20 protein-coding genes are annotated in these 14,707 nt (G+C 38.9%); 10 read left to right on the plus strand and 10 right to left on the minus strand.

Translation table 11 applies throughout. The features are described 5' to 3' along the window. Positions 1-148 precede the first annotated feature (148 nt). Positions 149-490 carry a DUF1878 family protein gene (locus tag ATG70_RS21165; RefSeq protein WP_098446433.1) on the plus strand — a complete coding sequence of 114 codons (342 nt, stop codon included), beginning with the start codon at positions 149-151 and terminating at the stop codon, positions 488-490. Here the strand turns inward: ATG70_RS21165 and ATG70_RS21170 are convergent. After that, a complete protein-coding gene (locus ATG70_RS21170; RefSeq protein ID WP_098446434.1) occupies positions 487-1,059 on the minus strand; it encodes an HTH-type transcriptional regulator Hpr in 573 nt (190 codons plus the stop codon). The genes ATG70_RS21165 and ATG70_RS21170 overlap by 4 nt on opposite strands. A gap of 71 nt (positions 1,060-1,130) precedes the next feature. Beyond that, positions 1,131-1,499 (minus strand): YtxH domain-containing protein, encoded by a 369-nt coding sequence (locus tag ATG70_RS21175; protein WP_159781133.1) that lies wholly within the window; start codon positions 1,497-1,499, stop codon positions 1,131-1,133. 168 nt (positions 1,500-1,667) lie between these two features. Here ATG70_RS21175 and ATG70_RS21180 point away from each other — a divergent pair, with 168 nt between their 5' ends. Together ATG70_RS21180 and ATG70_RS21185 are read left to right on the plus strand one after the other, a co-directional pair. Then, the gene (locus ATG70_RS21180) at positions 1,668-1,865 is read left to right on the plus strand and encodes a hypothetical protein (RefSeq protein ID WP_098446436.1); all 198 of its coding nucleotides are present in this window, start codon (positions 1,668-1,670) and stop codon (positions 1,863-1,865) included. A 122-nt stretch (positions 1,866-1,987) separates the two neighbouring features. Beyond that, positions 1,988-2,386, plus strand: coding sequence for a YkvA family protein (locus tag ATG70_RS21185; protein WP_098446437.1), 399 nt, complete (start codon positions 1,988-1,990; stop codon positions 2,384-2,386). Between the two features lie 36 nt (positions 2,387-2,422). On the opposite strand, the gene ATG70_RS21190 is transcribed toward ATG70_RS21185, so the two are convergent. Together ATG70_RS21190 and serC are read right to left on the minus strand one after the other, a co-directional pair. Next, the gene (locus tag ATG70_RS21190) at positions 2,423-2,941 is read right to left on the minus strand and encodes a tryptophan transporter (RefSeq protein ID WP_098446438.1); all 519 of its coding nucleotides are present in this window, start codon (positions 2,939-2,941) and stop codon (positions 2,423-2,425) included. A 129-nt stretch (positions 2,942-3,070) separates the two neighbouring features. Beyond that, on the minus strand, positions 3,071-4,159 hold the full coding sequence (gene serC, locus ATG70_RS21195) for a 3-phosphoserine/phosphohydroxythreonine transaminase (RefSeq protein WP_098446439.1): 1,089 nt from the start codon (positions 4,157-4,159) through the stop codon (positions 3,071-3,073). A 197-nt stretch (positions 4,160-4,356) separates the two neighbouring features. On the opposite strand from serC, the gene ATG70_RS21200 reads away from it, so the two are divergent. Further along, positions 4,357-5,256: a hypothetical protein gene (locus ATG70_RS21200; RefSeq protein ID WP_098446440.1), complete on the plus strand. Its 900-nt coding sequence runs from the start codon at positions 4,357-4,359 to the stop codon at positions 5,254-5,256. Between the two features lie 28 nt (positions 5,257-5,284). Here the strand turns inward: ATG70_RS21200 and ATG70_RS21205 are convergent, their stop codons facing one another. Continuing rightward, positions 5,285-5,719: an HIT family protein gene (locus ATG70_RS21205; protein WP_098446441.1), complete on the minus strand. Its 435-nt coding sequence runs from the start codon at positions 5,717-5,719 to the stop codon at positions 5,285-5,287. A 318-nt stretch (positions 5,720-6,037) separates the two neighbouring features. Here ATG70_RS21205 and ATG70_RS21210 point away from each other — a divergent pair, with 318 nt between their 5' ends. From ATG70_RS21210 to ATG70_RS21220, 3 genes are read left to right on the plus strand one after another with little or no spacing between them, the layout of a single operon-like run. Beyond that, positions 6,038-6,778, plus strand: a complete 741-nt coding sequence (locus ATG70_RS21210) for an ABC transporter ATP-binding protein (RefSeq protein WP_098446442.1) — start codon at positions 6,038-6,040, stop codon at positions 6,776-6,778. Beyond that, positions 6,775-7,992: an ABC transporter permease gene (locus ATG70_RS21215; protein WP_098446443.1), complete on the plus strand. Its 1,218-nt coding sequence runs from the start codon at positions 6,775-6,777 to the stop codon at positions 7,990-7,992. The genes ATG70_RS21210 and ATG70_RS21215 overlap by 4 nt, the downstream gene beginning before the upstream one ends. 37 nt (positions 7,993-8,029) lie before the next feature. Beyond that, positions 8,030-8,767 carry an EcsC family protein gene (locus ATG70_RS21220; RefSeq protein WP_098446444.1) on the plus strand — a complete coding sequence of 246 codons (738 nt, stop codon included), beginning with the start codon at positions 8,030-8,032 and terminating at the stop codon, positions 8,765-8,767. A 78-nt stretch (positions 8,768-8,845) separates the two neighbouring features. Here the strand turns inward: ATG70_RS21220 and ATG70_RS21225 are convergent, their stop codons facing one another. Continuing rightward, complete coding sequence (locus ATG70_RS21225; RefSeq protein ID WP_098446445.1) at positions 8,846-9,280, minus strand: ferritin-like domain-containing protein; 435 nt, start codon at positions 9,278-9,280, stop codon at positions 8,846-8,848. 179 nt (positions 9,281-9,459) lie between these two features. On the opposite strand from ATG70_RS21225, the gene ATG70_RS21230 reads away from it, so the two are divergent. The 3 genes from ATG70_RS21230 to ATG70_RS21240 all read left to right on the plus strand — a co-directional run bounded on the left by ATG70_RS21230 (position 9,460) and on the right by ATG70_RS21240 (position 11,152). Beyond that, positions 9,460-9,978 carry a type 1 glutamine amidotransferase domain-containing protein gene (locus tag ATG70_RS21230; RefSeq protein WP_142329622.1) on the plus strand — a complete coding sequence of 173 codons (519 nt, stop codon included), beginning with the start codon at positions 9,460-9,462 and terminating at the stop codon, positions 9,976-9,978. A gap of 17 nt (positions 9,979-9,995) precedes the next feature. Then, positions 9,996-10,343 carry a DUF3243 domain-containing protein gene (locus ATG70_RS21235; protein WP_098446446.1) on the plus strand — a complete coding sequence of 116 codons (348 nt, stop codon included), beginning with the start codon at positions 9,996-9,998 and terminating at the stop codon, positions 10,341-10,343. Positions 10,344-10,405: 62 nt separating this feature from the next. Next, positions 10,406-11,152, plus strand: coding sequence for a phosphatase PAP2 family protein (locus tag ATG70_RS21240; protein ID WP_098446447.1), 747 nt, complete (start codon positions 10,406-10,408; stop codon positions 11,150-11,152). Here ATG70_RS21240 and ATG70_RS21245 read toward each other — a convergent pair. From ATG70_RS21245 to ATG70_RS21260, 4 genes are all read right to left on the minus strand, one after another. Then, a complete protein-coding gene (locus tag ATG70_RS21245; protein ID WP_098446448.1) occupies positions 11,117-12,010 on the minus strand; it encodes a diacylglycerol/lipid kinase family protein in 894 nt (297 codons plus the stop codon). The genes ATG70_RS21240 and ATG70_RS21245 overlap by 36 nt on opposite strands. A gap of 179 nt (positions 12,011-12,189) precedes the next feature. Continuing rightward, entirely contained in the window at positions 12,190-13,053 is an 864-nt protein-coding gene (locus tag ATG70_RS21250; protein ID WP_098446449.1) for a formate/nitrite transporter family protein, read from the minus strand. Between the two features lie 182 nt (positions 13,054-13,235). Next, a complete protein-coding gene (locus ATG70_RS21255) occupies positions 13,236-13,994 on the minus strand; it encodes a PRC-barrel domain-containing protein (RefSeq protein WP_098446450.1) in 759 nt (252 codons plus the stop codon). 60 nt (positions 13,995-14,054) lie between these two features. Next, positions 14,055-14,564, minus strand: coding sequence for an antibiotic biosynthesis monooxygenase family protein (locus tag ATG70_RS21260; RefSeq protein WP_098446451.1), 510 nt, complete (start codon positions 14,562-14,564; stop codon positions 14,055-14,057). Positions 14,565-14,707: the final 143 nt, after the last annotated feature.

Raw genomic sequence — 14,707 nt, forward strand, 5'->3', positions numbered from 1 at the left:
CGTTTTTTTGTAAAGAAATAAGTCGAAATCTTTTTGACAAAATCAGCGCTTTTTCGCGCTGGATTAGTCTGGAAAATACATTTCAATTTATACCCTGTTCCGGTAAACTATAAGTACAATTGATCGCAAAGTAAGGAGTTAAGTTAACATGGAAGCCATCCACAAAAGATTAGATCGAATTGAGTTTCATATGCGCTTACTTGCTAAGATGGAAGAGGAAGGAGAATACCCATTTTATCGCCTTGTGATTGACAGAGGACTAACCGAGGCTGAGGTAACAGAAGTGTTTCAATTATGTGTAGAAGTAAATAAAAAAATGCATGAACAAATCGAAGAAGGTCTCTTAAACCGTTCAACGTTGCTCACGCATTTTGTAGGTATGTTAAATATTAAGTTAGATCCGCTAATGACAATTAAAGCACTACTTGCTCAGGAAGAGACTTACCGAGAACTAATGGAGACACTTCTTAAAGTATCACCTTATCGTTAAAACGATTTCAATCGTTCTTCGTCATCCTGGCTTGTGAATTCTCTTGAGAATTCACTCTCAAGCTTGGTGAACGACTTTTGGAAAATTTCCATAAAGTCTTCCCCGTAAAGTTCTTTAATTACACACATCATTTCTGTAAATTCAGGAAACTTACCATAAAGATCTCGAATAGGCATGGAAGCTTTTAATACACTATCACGATTCGGAGAGTAATGTTTCCACGTTTCCTGCAACAATTTCTCACCCTTTTCAGTAAGCTGTACATATGTATTGCGCTTATCATTCTCTTTTTTTGAAAAAGTGAGAAGAGATCGAGATTCTAACTTTTTTGAAAAATTAAACGCGGTTGAAACATGCATCACACCAAATTTGGCAATATCAGAAATAGAAGACCCGTCAAGGTGGTAAGCAATGGAAAGGATATGATGTTCATTAATGTTAAGATCAAAAGGCTTTAGCCACTCTTGCCAATCACGTTCAACAGATTTCCAGAGTGCTTTACTCAATTGGCCTATTCGATGACTGAAAATCATCGCTTCTTGAATTGAAATTTCCTGTTCTTCCTTCATAAAGGCCCTCCTTTTCTTCTCGGTCTTTCAAACTATATTAGAATATTGTTGATCGTCTGTAAAAAAACCGGCTATTTCGAAGCCGGACTGTTTACTTCATCTTTAACTGTCTCAATTGTCTTTTGCATTTCTTCTACATCTTCTTTTAACCTTGTTAAATTAGGTTGAATGTCCTGTTGATAAGAAGAAATAGAGCGCTTCAAATCAGCAGCTACTTCTTGGATCACTTCTTTTCCTTCAGAAGACAACTGTTTAACTTGAGTACTAAGCTCGTTCAAATCGCTTTTAAGCTTTGCAAACCCTTCTTTTATGTCATCGCTCTTTACTTTTGTTTCAGCAATTAGTTCTTTGCCTGATTTAGGTGTTGTTAAAAGTACAGAAGCGGCTGAAACCACCCCTCCAAATATAAATCCTGTTAGTAATGTCTTCGCTTTACCCATGATGATCATCCTTTCCTATCCAAATCCTTATATAGCCACTTAAACAAATTAGTTCGCCGTCCTCTTAAAAAATCCTGCTTATTTTGTTCATTATTCTATTAGGTTATGAAAACAGCTTTTCTTACATATACCTTTAACTATACGCTAAGGTAATGGGAGGGGACGGGTGTGGCTGGATTTATCTTTTTTCTCATAGCAGCTGGTAGTTTATTATTAACCGCTATGGTTAGTCGATTGTTACTTATTAGAAAATATTCTTTTCATAATGAACAAATGATTCGGAAACAAAAAAGTGCTTACTTGTTTGGAACTTTTGCCGTTGTTTTTCTAGTTCTGGGTATTTCGATGGCTATGCTTGTTTTCTAGCACGCTTTCTTATTTTCCCCAGCCGTTTCAGGTCGCAAACATAAAAAAATCGCATAGGTGGTTAGAAAGACGCTCTTTTGAGGTATCTTATAGAGAGAAGGGTAGCAAAGGAGCGTGAAAAGATGAATCGAATGGTGAAAAGTGTTTTTAAACGAATGACAAAAAAAGCAGTTTCCGTAATGAAAGATAAAGACCGAATGCAAGAAGTGTCAATCGAATCTCTAAAAAAGGGAGCTCTCTATAAGGGTCGTAAAGGAATGGATGATATGTGGGTTGATGTGAAAACATTCTCACGACTCGTTCAAGAAGTTAGAAAAGGTCGTTATCGCGATATCTCCAAAAAATCTGTCATCATGATTGTGGGAGCACTTCTTTATTTTGTGAGTCCGATTGATGCAGTGCCAGATTTATTAGTTGGTATCGGCTTACTAGACGATGTAGCTGTTATCGGATTTGTAGCAGGGCAATTAAAGAATGAACTAGAAAAGTTTCGTGAGTGGGAAACTGGAGTGAGAATATAAAAAAACCCGGCCAATTTGGCCGGGTTTTTGTTGCATTTAAAAAGCAAAACTAGTGCGTTTAAGAATCGATTGAACAACTGGAAAGATTAATACCATTGCAATGGTGTTCACTGCAGCAGTTGGAAGAACGACTGTTAGAAACAATCCTGTAAATGCAGCGCCACCAGGTAGTCCTGTGAAAACAAGAGCAGCTCCAAGGAAAATAGCGCCACTAATCATTGTTCCGAGCGCTGTTAGGATCCCAACAGTTATTAGCGACTGTCCAAAACGCTGAACAAGAAGATAAAGTCCAAAGAATGCAAATGCTGTAACGGGCTTATCGATCATGTTTGCAAGCTGTCCACCAGGAAAGGTAGTTGTTGCAGCAGAAATAACGCCAGTTGCAAGACCAAGTACTAGAACGCTTTTACGCTCAGGAAATAGCAAGATTCCTAGGAACATCATTGTTAGAAGCATATCGTTTTTCATTCCTGAAATTAACCCTGGAATAATAGCGTGAAGAATCGTTCCAATACCAAGCAGTAAAGCCATTAGTACTAAGTTTTTCGTTTTCATAAAAAATCTCTCCTCTTCTCAACTCATTCTCCATCATTCGATGGTATTCTCTCCAACAGTGCCCTATGTGCCTGCTGCGAAAGATCTAATTTTTTATATCATAACAAACGAAGGTCCTATTGAAAAGTGTTAAATATTGTGTTTGTGATGGAATGTATGCATAAAATCGCTCAACGCTTTAACGGAATTAAGCGGGACGGCGTTATAGATGGATGCTCGGCATCCTCCGACCGAACGGTGGCCCTTTAGACCTACAAACCCTTCTTCTTCCGCTTCTTTAAGAAACAGATCTTCAAGCTCTTTACTAGGAAGAGTAAAGGTTACGTTCATAGAGGAACGACTGTCTGCCTCGGCTGTTCCACTATAAAAACCTTTACTACCATCAATGGTGGTATAAAGTAATTTTGTTTTCTCGGCGTTCATTTTCTCTATTTCTTTTAAACCACCCTTTTTCTTCGTCCATTCTAGAACGAGAGATAACATATAGATAGCGAAGGATGGAGGAGTGTTATACAGAGATTTTTTATCAACATGAGTACGATAATCTAACATGGTAGGGAGATTATCTGGAATTTCACTCAGTAGATCCTTTTTCAAAATGACAACTGTAACGCCAGCTGGTCCTAGATTTTTCTGGGCACCAGCATAAATAAGTCCGAATTGGTCGATCGGAAGAGAGCGACTCAAGATATCACTCGACATATCCGCAATAAACCTGGACTCTTTACGCTGAGGAAAGCTCTTCCACTGCGTCCCGTGGATTGTATTATTTGATGTCAGGTGAACATAGGCATCATTCTCCCCATATTTTAGCGCGTTTAAATCGGGTATACGTTTGAAATCAGCTTCTTTACTACTGCCCCCAATGTACGTTTCCCCGATTTTTTGGGCTTCTGTTAAGGCCTTTTGAGACCAGCTTCCAGTGAGCAAGTAGTTTGCCATATAACCTTGATGAAGTAAATTCATCGGAATCATTGAGAACTGCAGACTCGCTCCGCCTTGAAGAAAAAGAACTTCATAATCATCTGGAATCTTAAGTAATTCTCTAAGGAGTTCATTAGCTCCATCATGAATTCTCTGATATTCTTTACTACGATGACTAAACTCCATAATTGACATGCCTTGCTGCTGATAATTAAGAAGCTCTGATTGAGCATGACTAAGCACATCTTGCGGTAAAGCAGACGGACCAGCATTAAAATTATAACGACGCTCCACGATTCGACACTCCTTTAGCAATGTAATGCGATGCTTCAATTAAACTTGTACTCATCCTATCATTAAAAGAATCAGCGTAGCTATGTTTTTTTCTAATCTTTTCGAATATTTCGTTCGATTGAAGCAGAAGCATTTGCTCTCTGCTTTTGTTTTGCTATTCTATATAGAAGTGAATGTTAAGAAAGTGGTGTTATGCAATGTATCGCGAAAACAAACCAACTCATATCGGACCATACGATCATCCAGATATTTACCCTGGGCCACGACCAGCTTCGTCGTTTTTGTACCATAATGGAAAAGCACATCGGATTGATGAAAGTGAGCACGTACCCGTTGAAAAACAAATTGTTCATTATGCTAGAGGAGAGGATGTTTCAGGATCATTAGCTTTTTCTAGTTCAGAACAATTTACGGTAGAGGAGCTTCTATTATCAGAAGGTTTATCTCCAATAGAAGAGCGAATACCCCTCCTAGCTTATGGATCAAATGTTTGTCTCGCTCAACTTCGGTATAAATTTAGTCTTAACCCTGATTTAAGTGACTTTATTCTATATTATCGAGCAGAATTAAAGGATACGGACGTAGTGGCGGGGTCTTTTCTTGCGCCATATGGTGCGCTCCCTGCTGTTATTGCCCCTGTTACTGGAGCAAAGACAGAAGTATGGGTAACGTTTGTTGACCGTGAACAGCTCGAGCTTTTAAATAGGACAGAAGGTGGATATGTGCTACGAGAACATCTTCATGGAAAGTTAACGCTTAAAACAGGCGAACATTTTGAGCGAGTGTATGCCTATTACTATCCACATGCTTTTTTGAGAGAAGGCTCTTATGTTCGATTTAAAGATATTCCGGGAGAATCTGAATTGCCTTCTATGTGGCAAGCAGATTTATTAAACGAATTGAAAGCAATGCTTGGTTACGGGGGCCATCGTGAAGAGTTCATACATGAATTAAGGTGGAATCCTGATTTGCGTACTAAATTATCTACAATGTTGAATAGAATGGAACATACATTTGAACATCCTGATTGGGGAATACCAAATGGTTTTTATACGTTAAATGAAATGACTCGTTCCCAAATTAAAAAGAGACCGTAGCGGTCTCTTTTCAAGTGGTGAGAAGGATTTACTGAGATAGCTGTGAACGAATCCCTTCAGCTAGGCGCTGCAACTTCTCTGCATCGTACTCATCTTCATGTGTCTTCCAAACAGCTCCAAATCCGTCTCCTTTTCCGTAGCGAGGAATCAGGTGGAGGTGGTAATGGAAGACAGATTGTCCTGCAATGGCTTCATTGTTATTAAGAATATTCATCCCTTCAGGGGTAAAGTTGGCTTTTAGAGCATTTGCAATCTCAGGGACCGCTTCAAAGAGCTTCGACGCCGTTTCAGGCTCAAGTTCGTAGATGTTTTGTTTATGCTTTTTGGGGATAACGAGGGTGTGTCCTTCTGTTACCTGGGTGAGGTCAAGAAAAGCTAACACATCATCATTTTCGTAAACTTTGGCAGAAGGGATATCCCCATTAATAATTTTGCAGAAGATACAATCTGGTGAATGACTCATGAGTATCATCCTTTCAATCTTTTTATTCATCGTACCATAATTTTCTTGTTTAATGGGATTGACTCTAACTAAAAAAGGCTCTGCCGGGGGTGCAGAGCCCTGAGTGTAACTTGATTAAGGGAAGACGCCACACTCTTTAAAAGGATGCTCCTAAAAGAGAAATTCTATTCAATGTCCTTGTTTTTTGGACTCTTCTAGCATCTCTTCTATGAAAAAGGTAAGATGTGGATAGTGAAAGAAAAAGAATGACTTCGGTCTATCACTCCCTAAATAAAAGTTTGTTAAAATAAAAGCAAATGATGAAATGAGAGGAACGCTATGAATAATTCAATTTTAGAAGTCAGTCATCTTACTGGTGGGTATCAGGCAAATAAGCCTGTCCTTCATGATGTGTCTCTACGTGTAAACTCAAATGAAATTGTTGGATTGATCGGACTTAACGGTGCTGGTAAAAGCACAACAATTAAACATATTCTCGGATTACTTGATCCAATGAATGGCGAAATCAAAGTGGGAGGGACGACTTTTGCTGATAATAAAGACGGATATCGCAAACAATTTTCCTACATACCCGAAACGCCTCTATTATATGATGAATTAACGCTTTGGGAGCATTTGCAGTTAACGGCATTGGCTTATGAACTTGGTGAAGAATGGAAAGAAAGAGCTGAAGCACTTTTGCAGGAATTTCGTATGACGAATATGAAAAAATGGTTTCCAGGGCATTTTTCTAAAGGAATGAGACAGAAGGTTATGATTATGTGCGCCTTTCTAGTAAAGCCATCCCTGTATATCGTCGACGAGCCATTTGTTGGGTTAGACCCCATCGGTATTCAATCATTTCTTCATATGATGCTTGAAATGAAAGATAAAGGGGCTGGAGTGCTAATGTCCACCCATATTCTTTCAACGGCTGAAAGATATTGCGATCGTTTTATTATTTTGCATGATGGACAAATTGTTATGGCAGGAACAATGACAGAATTACGAAATCAAATCGGTAATGGCGCTGCAACACTTGATGACATTTATATCGAAGCGACCAGGAGTGGAAAATGATGCAGCTACAGACCTTATGGAAAGAAAGGGCAGGAGCCTTCTGGAACATTGCTATGCGGTATTTCAGGCTAATTGGAAACAGCAGCTTTTTGTTCACTCTTGTTCTGGCTCTCATTTTTGGAGCGTATTATTACAGTGAAATTCTAAAGGTGCTACCTGAATCCTTTCCAGGTGTGGCCGTTATTACCATCGTTGCAGCTATTGTACTTGTTCGTACACCACTTCGTTTCTTTTTATCCGAAGCAGATCTTGTCTTCATGCTACCTGCTGAGAACCGATTGCAAGGTTATTTTCGTAAATCACTTATGTATAGCTTTGCTCTTCAAGTATTCACAACAGTAGTCATGATGACGATCCTTGCACCACTCTATCAGCATGAAATGGCTGCTGGAACTGGATATTATGTTTTTGTGATTTGTGTTCTGATTGTATTAAAAGGCGCGAATGTTCTCATGAAATGGATGGAGCTGCATCTGCCAGCTCACCATGCGAGTATTGTTTATATCCTGGCAAGACTTGCTGTAACGATTATATTCACATACTTATTGCTAATACAGGCGCAATGGTTCTATGTCGCTCTAGCTGCCGTACTATTCGTCGTCACTTTCTTTTTGATGTTTCTCCCTCTGCAACGGAAATATGCAATCAAATGGGAGAAGTTGCTTGCAATGGATGAAAAGCAAAGTATGAAATTCTATCGTACGGCTAACTTATTTACAGATGTTCCTAAATTGAAGCAATCAGTTAAACAAAGACGATTCTTAAGTAGCCTGGGTGAGAAGCTATTACCTTCTGATTCTGTCTATGCTACTCTTTATCAAAAAGCTTTTATTCGGAGTAACGAGTATTTTGGCATTTATTTTAGATTGTGGCTTCTAGGTCTTGCAGTAGTTGCTTTTGTGCCCGGCTTAATTGGGAAAGTGATTGGTGCTGCTCTGATTATTTATCTGACAGCCACTCAGTTACGCACGCTTTATCCTCATTATCAAGCACATGTCATGGTAAAGCTTTATCCAGTATCGGATCATGAACAAGGAAAAGCGTTTCGCCTTATGTTGCTTCGCTTATTGGGTGCACAAGCAGTAACGTTTGCAGCTCTTTCTTTTCTTCTATCTCTTGATGTGATCGTATTTTTATCTGTGCTTTTAGCAGGAAGTGCAGCCGTTGCTGTTGCAACATCTCGCGCAGCAGTAGTTAGAAGGTCGGTCTCTTAAAACGTTAGGAATGAACAAGCAAAGGGTGTTTAGTTGCATGGAATATCAAAGCGAAATATCGGAAGAACTTGAGGCGTGGGAGCGAAAAATCACGAGGAAATCTTCTATGGTGTCACGATCAGCCAAAAGAATACAAAATCGAATCAATGGTGTTATACCAGAACGTCTTCATTCAATTGTGACAAATAGTATAAAGGCGATGGTGCAAGGGGTCCTCGTTGGAAGTACGTATACGATACATCCACCAAAAAAAAATCTATCACTTCAAGTGAGAGATCAACAGGCGAAAGAATTGATACGTAAATACAAACGAATCGCTGCTACTGAAGGTGCTGGTACAGGAGCGGGAGGAATTCTATTAGGATTAGCTGATTTCCCGTTGCTTTTATCGATTAAAATGAAGCTCCTCTTTGACCTCGCTAGCACTTATGGATATGATGCTAAAAAAATAGAAGAAAGGGTTTTTATTCTAACTATTTTTCAGCTTGCTTTTTCATCTGATGATACTAGAAGAAAAAGTTATCGAAAGATTTCTAGCTGGGATGAGAGCCTTAGCCAAATAGAAGTTCGGAAAAAGTACGAAGAGCATGATTGGAAAACTTTTCAGCTTGAGTATCGAGATTATATTGATCTCCCTAAATTACTTCAAATGGTACCCGGCGTAGGGGCAATTGTAGGAGCTTACGTGAACTATCACTTTCTTGATTGGCTAGGTGAAAATGCAATCAATGCTTATCGGACACGGATGATTAAAGAAGAAAACCAAACAACATAAAGAAAAGAGCCAGCTGGAGTTATCCATGCTGGCTCTTTTTCTGTCTGTAACCTTATTGATGATAGGTAAGGATGTTGTTTATTCGAACCGTGCGTCGCTAAGAATGCGATCCATTTCTTCCATGTGATGTGTTTCGTCCGCAATCATATCGTCTAGCTTTACAACAAGTTCAGTAAAACCAAGTTCTTCAGCTTGTTTTTTACGCTTTTCATAACGATCAATGGTATCCTTCTCAGCTGTGCGAGCTTCAATAAGCATCTCTTTTACATCGGTAAGCTGTTTTACTTCAGCTGGTGCAGTAGTAGGGGTACCGCCTAATACTTTAATTTTTTCTGCAAGGTAAAGAGCGTGGCCCTGTTCATCTGCGATTTCACTTTCAAAGAATGGTTTCAATGTTTGACGATATAAGCCAGATACAACTGCCGCATTATAAGTATACATAATACTTGCAGCGTATTCGTTAGCAAGGTCTACATTTAGTCCATCGATGAGTTCTTGTTTTTTGTCTGCCATTTTAAACATCCTTTCTAAATCTTTACTGTTTTGGTTCCATATTAATTTTACCCTTATATTGGCACGATAAAACATAAACCAAAGAATATTTAGGGAGAATAGAATTAATGTTTGACGGATGTTAGGAGGGGTAATATTCATTATATCAATGACACTATTTTATTTATCTAGGAGGGTTTATCTTGAGTAAGATTGCCGTATTAATGACAGATATGTTTGAGGATGTAGAATATACAAAACCCGCAGAGCAGTTTAACAATGCTGGTCATTCCTTAACCGTTATAAGCACGAAAGCAGGTCAAGAATTAACTGGAAAACAAGGTGAGGCTAAAGTTACATCTGATAAGGGAATAGACGATGTAAAACCTGAAGAGTTTGATGTTCTGTTTATTCCTGGAGGCGTTTCTCCAGATGAACTAAGGGCAGACGATCGCTTTGTTACGTTTACGAAGAAAATGATGTTTTTGAATAAGAAAACGCTCGTTATTTGTCATGGACCACAGCTACTCATTTCAGCAGAAGTTTTAAATGGAAGAAACATTACTGGGTTCAAGTCCATTCAAACGGATTTAAAATATGCTGGAGCAAACGTATTTGATGAAGAGGTTGTCGTTTGTGGAGGTAATCTCGTGAGCAGTCGAAACCCTGACGATATTCCAGTGTTTATTGAAAAATCGTTATCAGTGATGGATAGCTGATTAAAGGAGTGAAAGCAATGACTGAGAAAAATCATTTAGTTAATAAAGAAAGTGAGCTTAACGTAAATAAAGTTGATGATACGTTAGATCGAATGAGTGACGAGCGGATGGATGATATCCTTTCTAATTTCGAACAGTTTAAATCTTATCTTGCTACAAGAGTGGAGCTGGGAGAAAAACTAGGACTTAGTGAAGAGAGATTGGCCCAGGCAGCAGAAAAAGTAGCAGGTTACTTAGCCGCGAAGGAAGAGCCTAAAAATAGAGAAGAGAAACTTCTTCAGGAACTTTGGCTCGTTGGCAATAAAGAACAGCGTCACGAATTAGCTCATCTTCTCGTTCGAATGGTATTGAATAAAGAAAACTAAGAAAAAGCCGCTGCTGGTTCAGCGGCTTTTTTTAAAAGTCTAAATAAGAAAGGCGTAAGAATATGAACAAAAATGAGTTTTTTAGTACGCTTTCTGGAGCGTTAAAACAAAAAAAGGTTTGGTTACCTCTTGTCTTAAATGCATTTGGCCTATTAGTTGCTATATTAGCAATCATGTTATTTTCAGAGTTAGCGGAAGAAATACTTGAAAAAGAAACGCTTCAATTTGATCAATCGATCATATCGGCAATCGACCCTATCAGGTCTGATGGACTGTTGAACGTGATCGAAATCATTACAGAATTAGGATCAGTTTGGTGGATCACAGTAGTTTCAATCGCAACAGTAGCTATACTGTGGTTTAAGAAACGTGATGGATGGAGTATTCTCTTTTTTATCATTGCTCAGGCGGCAGGCGGCCTCTTAACGAAAGTGTTAAAACATTTCTTTGCACGATCCAGACCTTCTGTAGATGCTGCTTATGATGCGGTTGGGTATAGTTTTCCAAGCGGCCACGCAATGGGATCTTTTTTACTTTATGGATTTATCGGATATTTAATTGTAAGAAGCCAGAGAGGAAGGACAACAAAATGGATAAGTGGCTTACTTGTACTACTATTTATTCTAATGATTGGATTTAGCCGAATCTATTTAGGTGTTCATTATCCAAGTGATGTACTAGCAGGCTATGCAGCCGGTACCCTCTGGCTATCTGTTTGTATCTTCTCATTGGAGTGGGTTCTTTGGATGAAACGTTCCTCTTTCAGTTTAGGATCAGTTCGGAAAGTTTTTTCCAGTAAGAACAGTTAAGTATTTTGGTAGAACTTCGAGTGTGGACGGGGTCGTATAATAACGTTCTCCGTCACAGTCGATTGTTTGTTCTGGACTGGCTGTTATACTTAAGTTCTTTGTTTGGAAATGAAGTATATCTTCGTTAAATCGAGATTGTTTGAACACTTTGGATTGAAAAATTGACCAGAAAGTAGGGAGTGACGTCTCTTTAATGATTAATACATCGAATTCTCCATCTTGCAGGTTGTTTTCAGGGAAGAAAGCTTGAATGCCTCCTGTAAAAGGACCGTTACCCACAATCATCATCACCGCTTCGCCTTCAAAATTCGTTTCATCGGCTTCTACTTTAAGGTGAAAAGGTTCTGGATTATTAATTGTTTGGGCTGTACTAATGTAATAGGAAAGCCTTCCAAAAACCTCTTTCGTATCAGGATTAATGTTCTCAGATGTTTGCGTGATTAAACCAATCCCCCAGAAATTCAAGAAATACTCGTCATTAGAGCGTCCAACATCAATAAGGGAACGGTTATCTTCTAAAAGCTGTTCGACAGCTTGTATCGGATTTTGATTGATCCCAATCGCTCGAGAGAAGTCATTACAAGTTCCACCAGGAATCACACCGAAAATAGGACGATTCTCCCTCTTACAAATCGCATTTGCTAGTTCATAGATGGTACCATCTCCACCAGCACCGATCAGAATGTCGACATCATCCGCCCATTCCTCTACTAATTCAGCACCGTGCCCTTCATGTTCTGTCTTGTGAAGAGAAACGTGTTCATATCTTTCTTGAAGTCGTTCTTGTATCAGTTCAATTTGATTGACCATTTTAACATTTCCTGCTTTAGGATTTAAGATAATGGCTACACGTGTCAATGTTATGGCTCCTTTCACATAATCTCTCTTTCTTATTCCCTTATCAATCATAATCTACACTCGTACAGGATGATTAATCTTTTGAATTCGAACGAAGCTGATAGCTAAGAAAACGCTCATTTTTATTCGTTTAATTGAGATTATAAAAAGCAGCATGTCCATTGACATGCTGCCTTATTTCATTCTGCTTCTTCTTTTGGCAGTCGTTCTTCATTGATTTCTTCTTTAAAAGCATAAGTAAATGTTAAAGCTACGAGAACACCACCACCGATTAAGTTCCCGATACTTGCGGGGACCAGGTTGAAGAAAAGAAATTCAATCCAGGAGTATTCGGATCCATGGATAAAGGAGGTACTGAAATAACCCATATTTGCGACACTATGCTGGAAATTCCCTGCTACGAAAATAATGACAGGGAGTGTGGTTGCAAGTACTTTACCAGTTAAATCACGAGCGGCAGTGGCGAGAAATGCAGCCATTCCAATTAACCAGTTTGCGATAATTCCTGAGAGCAGAATTTGGAACCAGCCTAACGTTCCATCAGATAAGAATTTCATTTTATGTTCGGTATACGTCGTTAATTCTGAATAAAATTCAGGGGTTAATGAGCCGGAGGCCACAACAAGCGTCCCCACTAGTAAAGCACCAATTAAGTTACCGAAGTAACAAACGACCCAGAACTTTAATATGTTTTTCGGAATCCAAAACTTCCTTTGAAGAATATAGGTGGGAAGGAGGACATTTACTTCTGTAAACAAAATAGCTCCTGAAATAAAGACAATGGCATACCCCGTTACGAAGCCGATGCCTGATAGAAGTTTACTAACGCCTTCTGTTTCTACCCCCATCGCGATAAGGACAGAGAAAATAGCGCCAAATGTTACGAATGCTCCAGCTAAAATGGACAGTATAAACTGTCTGTTAAGGGGACGATCGCTATGAGATTCTCCTTTAGCAATAAATGTTTCTACGATTTGTGCGGGAAAATAAAATTGTCTTTCAGGATATTTAACTTCTTTGTGTTTTTTACTTGGATTTGCCACAAAAACGCTCCTATCTTTTCTCTTTTACAACAAGTACCCTTTTTAGGAGGAAATATAAACCAACAGATTTGTGACAGGCGAATTTGTTGAAAACTAGTGTTGGTTGTCCACTATTCAAATTCCCTGGGAAATGATCTCGGATTATGTCAAAATAAGCGAGATGGAAGACCACCTCGCCTTAGTTAAAATTTCCAGTATCCAGTTTTTCCATAATGGGCATGAAGATCTTCTTCAAATCGACGTGTAATCGGTTCGTTTAATCGATATTCTGGAGCTTGATCAATGTCTTCTTTAGTAACATCTACAACAACCGTGCGGTCCTGCCAGTTAATATCATGGATCCATTTGGTTGAGAGTAGAACTTCTTTACCTGAAAACCAGTTTTTTGTATCAACGATAAAATAACGAAGCTGCCACGTTTCTTCGTCAAAGATAAAATCTTTAACATGACCAATCTCACCATCCGTAGCCTGGATGTGATAGCCGGCTACTTCCTTCGTGCTACGCAGATGGTTTTCCTCGTCTTCATTGGAATTGCGTAGTGATGAATTTGCATCAGGTAAATCATCTGCCATAAATGGTCTAGGATACATCCCGTTTCCCCATGCACCAGTACCTACCCAATAATAGGGCCAGCTAAAATGGCGGTTTACGTCCATTTCATGTTTTCGAGAAATGGGTTGGTTTGTATCGATATCAGGGCTTTCACTTACTTCTTGAGAAGTAAGTGAAACGGAGAATGATTTAGTGTCATGGTTCGTATGTTCGATAGAAATAGGAGAAATCAGCACCTTACGACCTGGTAACCATTTATGTGTGTCAATGACGAGATAGCGGATCGCCCAGTGTTCATCATCGAAATAAAGTTCCTTTAAGATGCCTTTTTCTCCATCTTTTGTATCGATTGCATATTTATAGACTTCATTTTCGCTTACTAGCATAAGGCTCACTCCTCTACCATAAATCCGTTTTAATTAAGCGTTACCCAGATCTATTTGCGATTAAACTGATTCTGGTTTTTCTATTTGATAGGTTTTTAGATAAGGTTTACCCGAGAAAATCGTTTTAGGAAGACCTTTACTTGTATGACGGTTTTTATGAGCTGTTTCATAGGCTTCAGATGTTTGCCAGCTCTTGAAAGATGCCTCACTATCCCAGAATGTTGCTACTACATAAGTGTCATTAGCCACAGGTCGTAAGATTCGGATTCCCTCACAGCCCGGTTCATTCTCAACCTTGCCCGCTCTGTTTTTAAAACGATCTTCAAATACAGCGCGTTCACTCTCTTCGACAGGGATATGATTTAACACAACAAATCCAGGATTTTGTACATCTCCTTTACTGTCGATAACTTCATATTTTTTTGCGTTCTTGAAAAAAGTAGTGCCATTTGTTTCGTGATACAATGCAGCACCATCTGGATTAGTGAAGAGGAAAACATTCTTATCCTCGTGTTTTTCTTTTAGTTTCAATAGATAATCGTAAGTTCCATATGTAACGTAACTATTCATCATACCCATCCTTTCAATTAAATGATCAGGGAGATTTGCCTGATACTTTACCCTTATTTGGCAAAAACTAAACAGAATCGTCATTGTCTATAGTACAAAATACGCACTATTTCATGTAAGCTTAGCTGTAATTAATTGATTAA

The sequence above is a fragment of the Bacillus sp. es.036 genome, from assembly GCF_002563635.1.
Taxonomy (GTDB): domain Bacteria; phylum Bacillota; class Bacilli; order Bacillales; family Guptibacillaceae; genus Guptibacillus.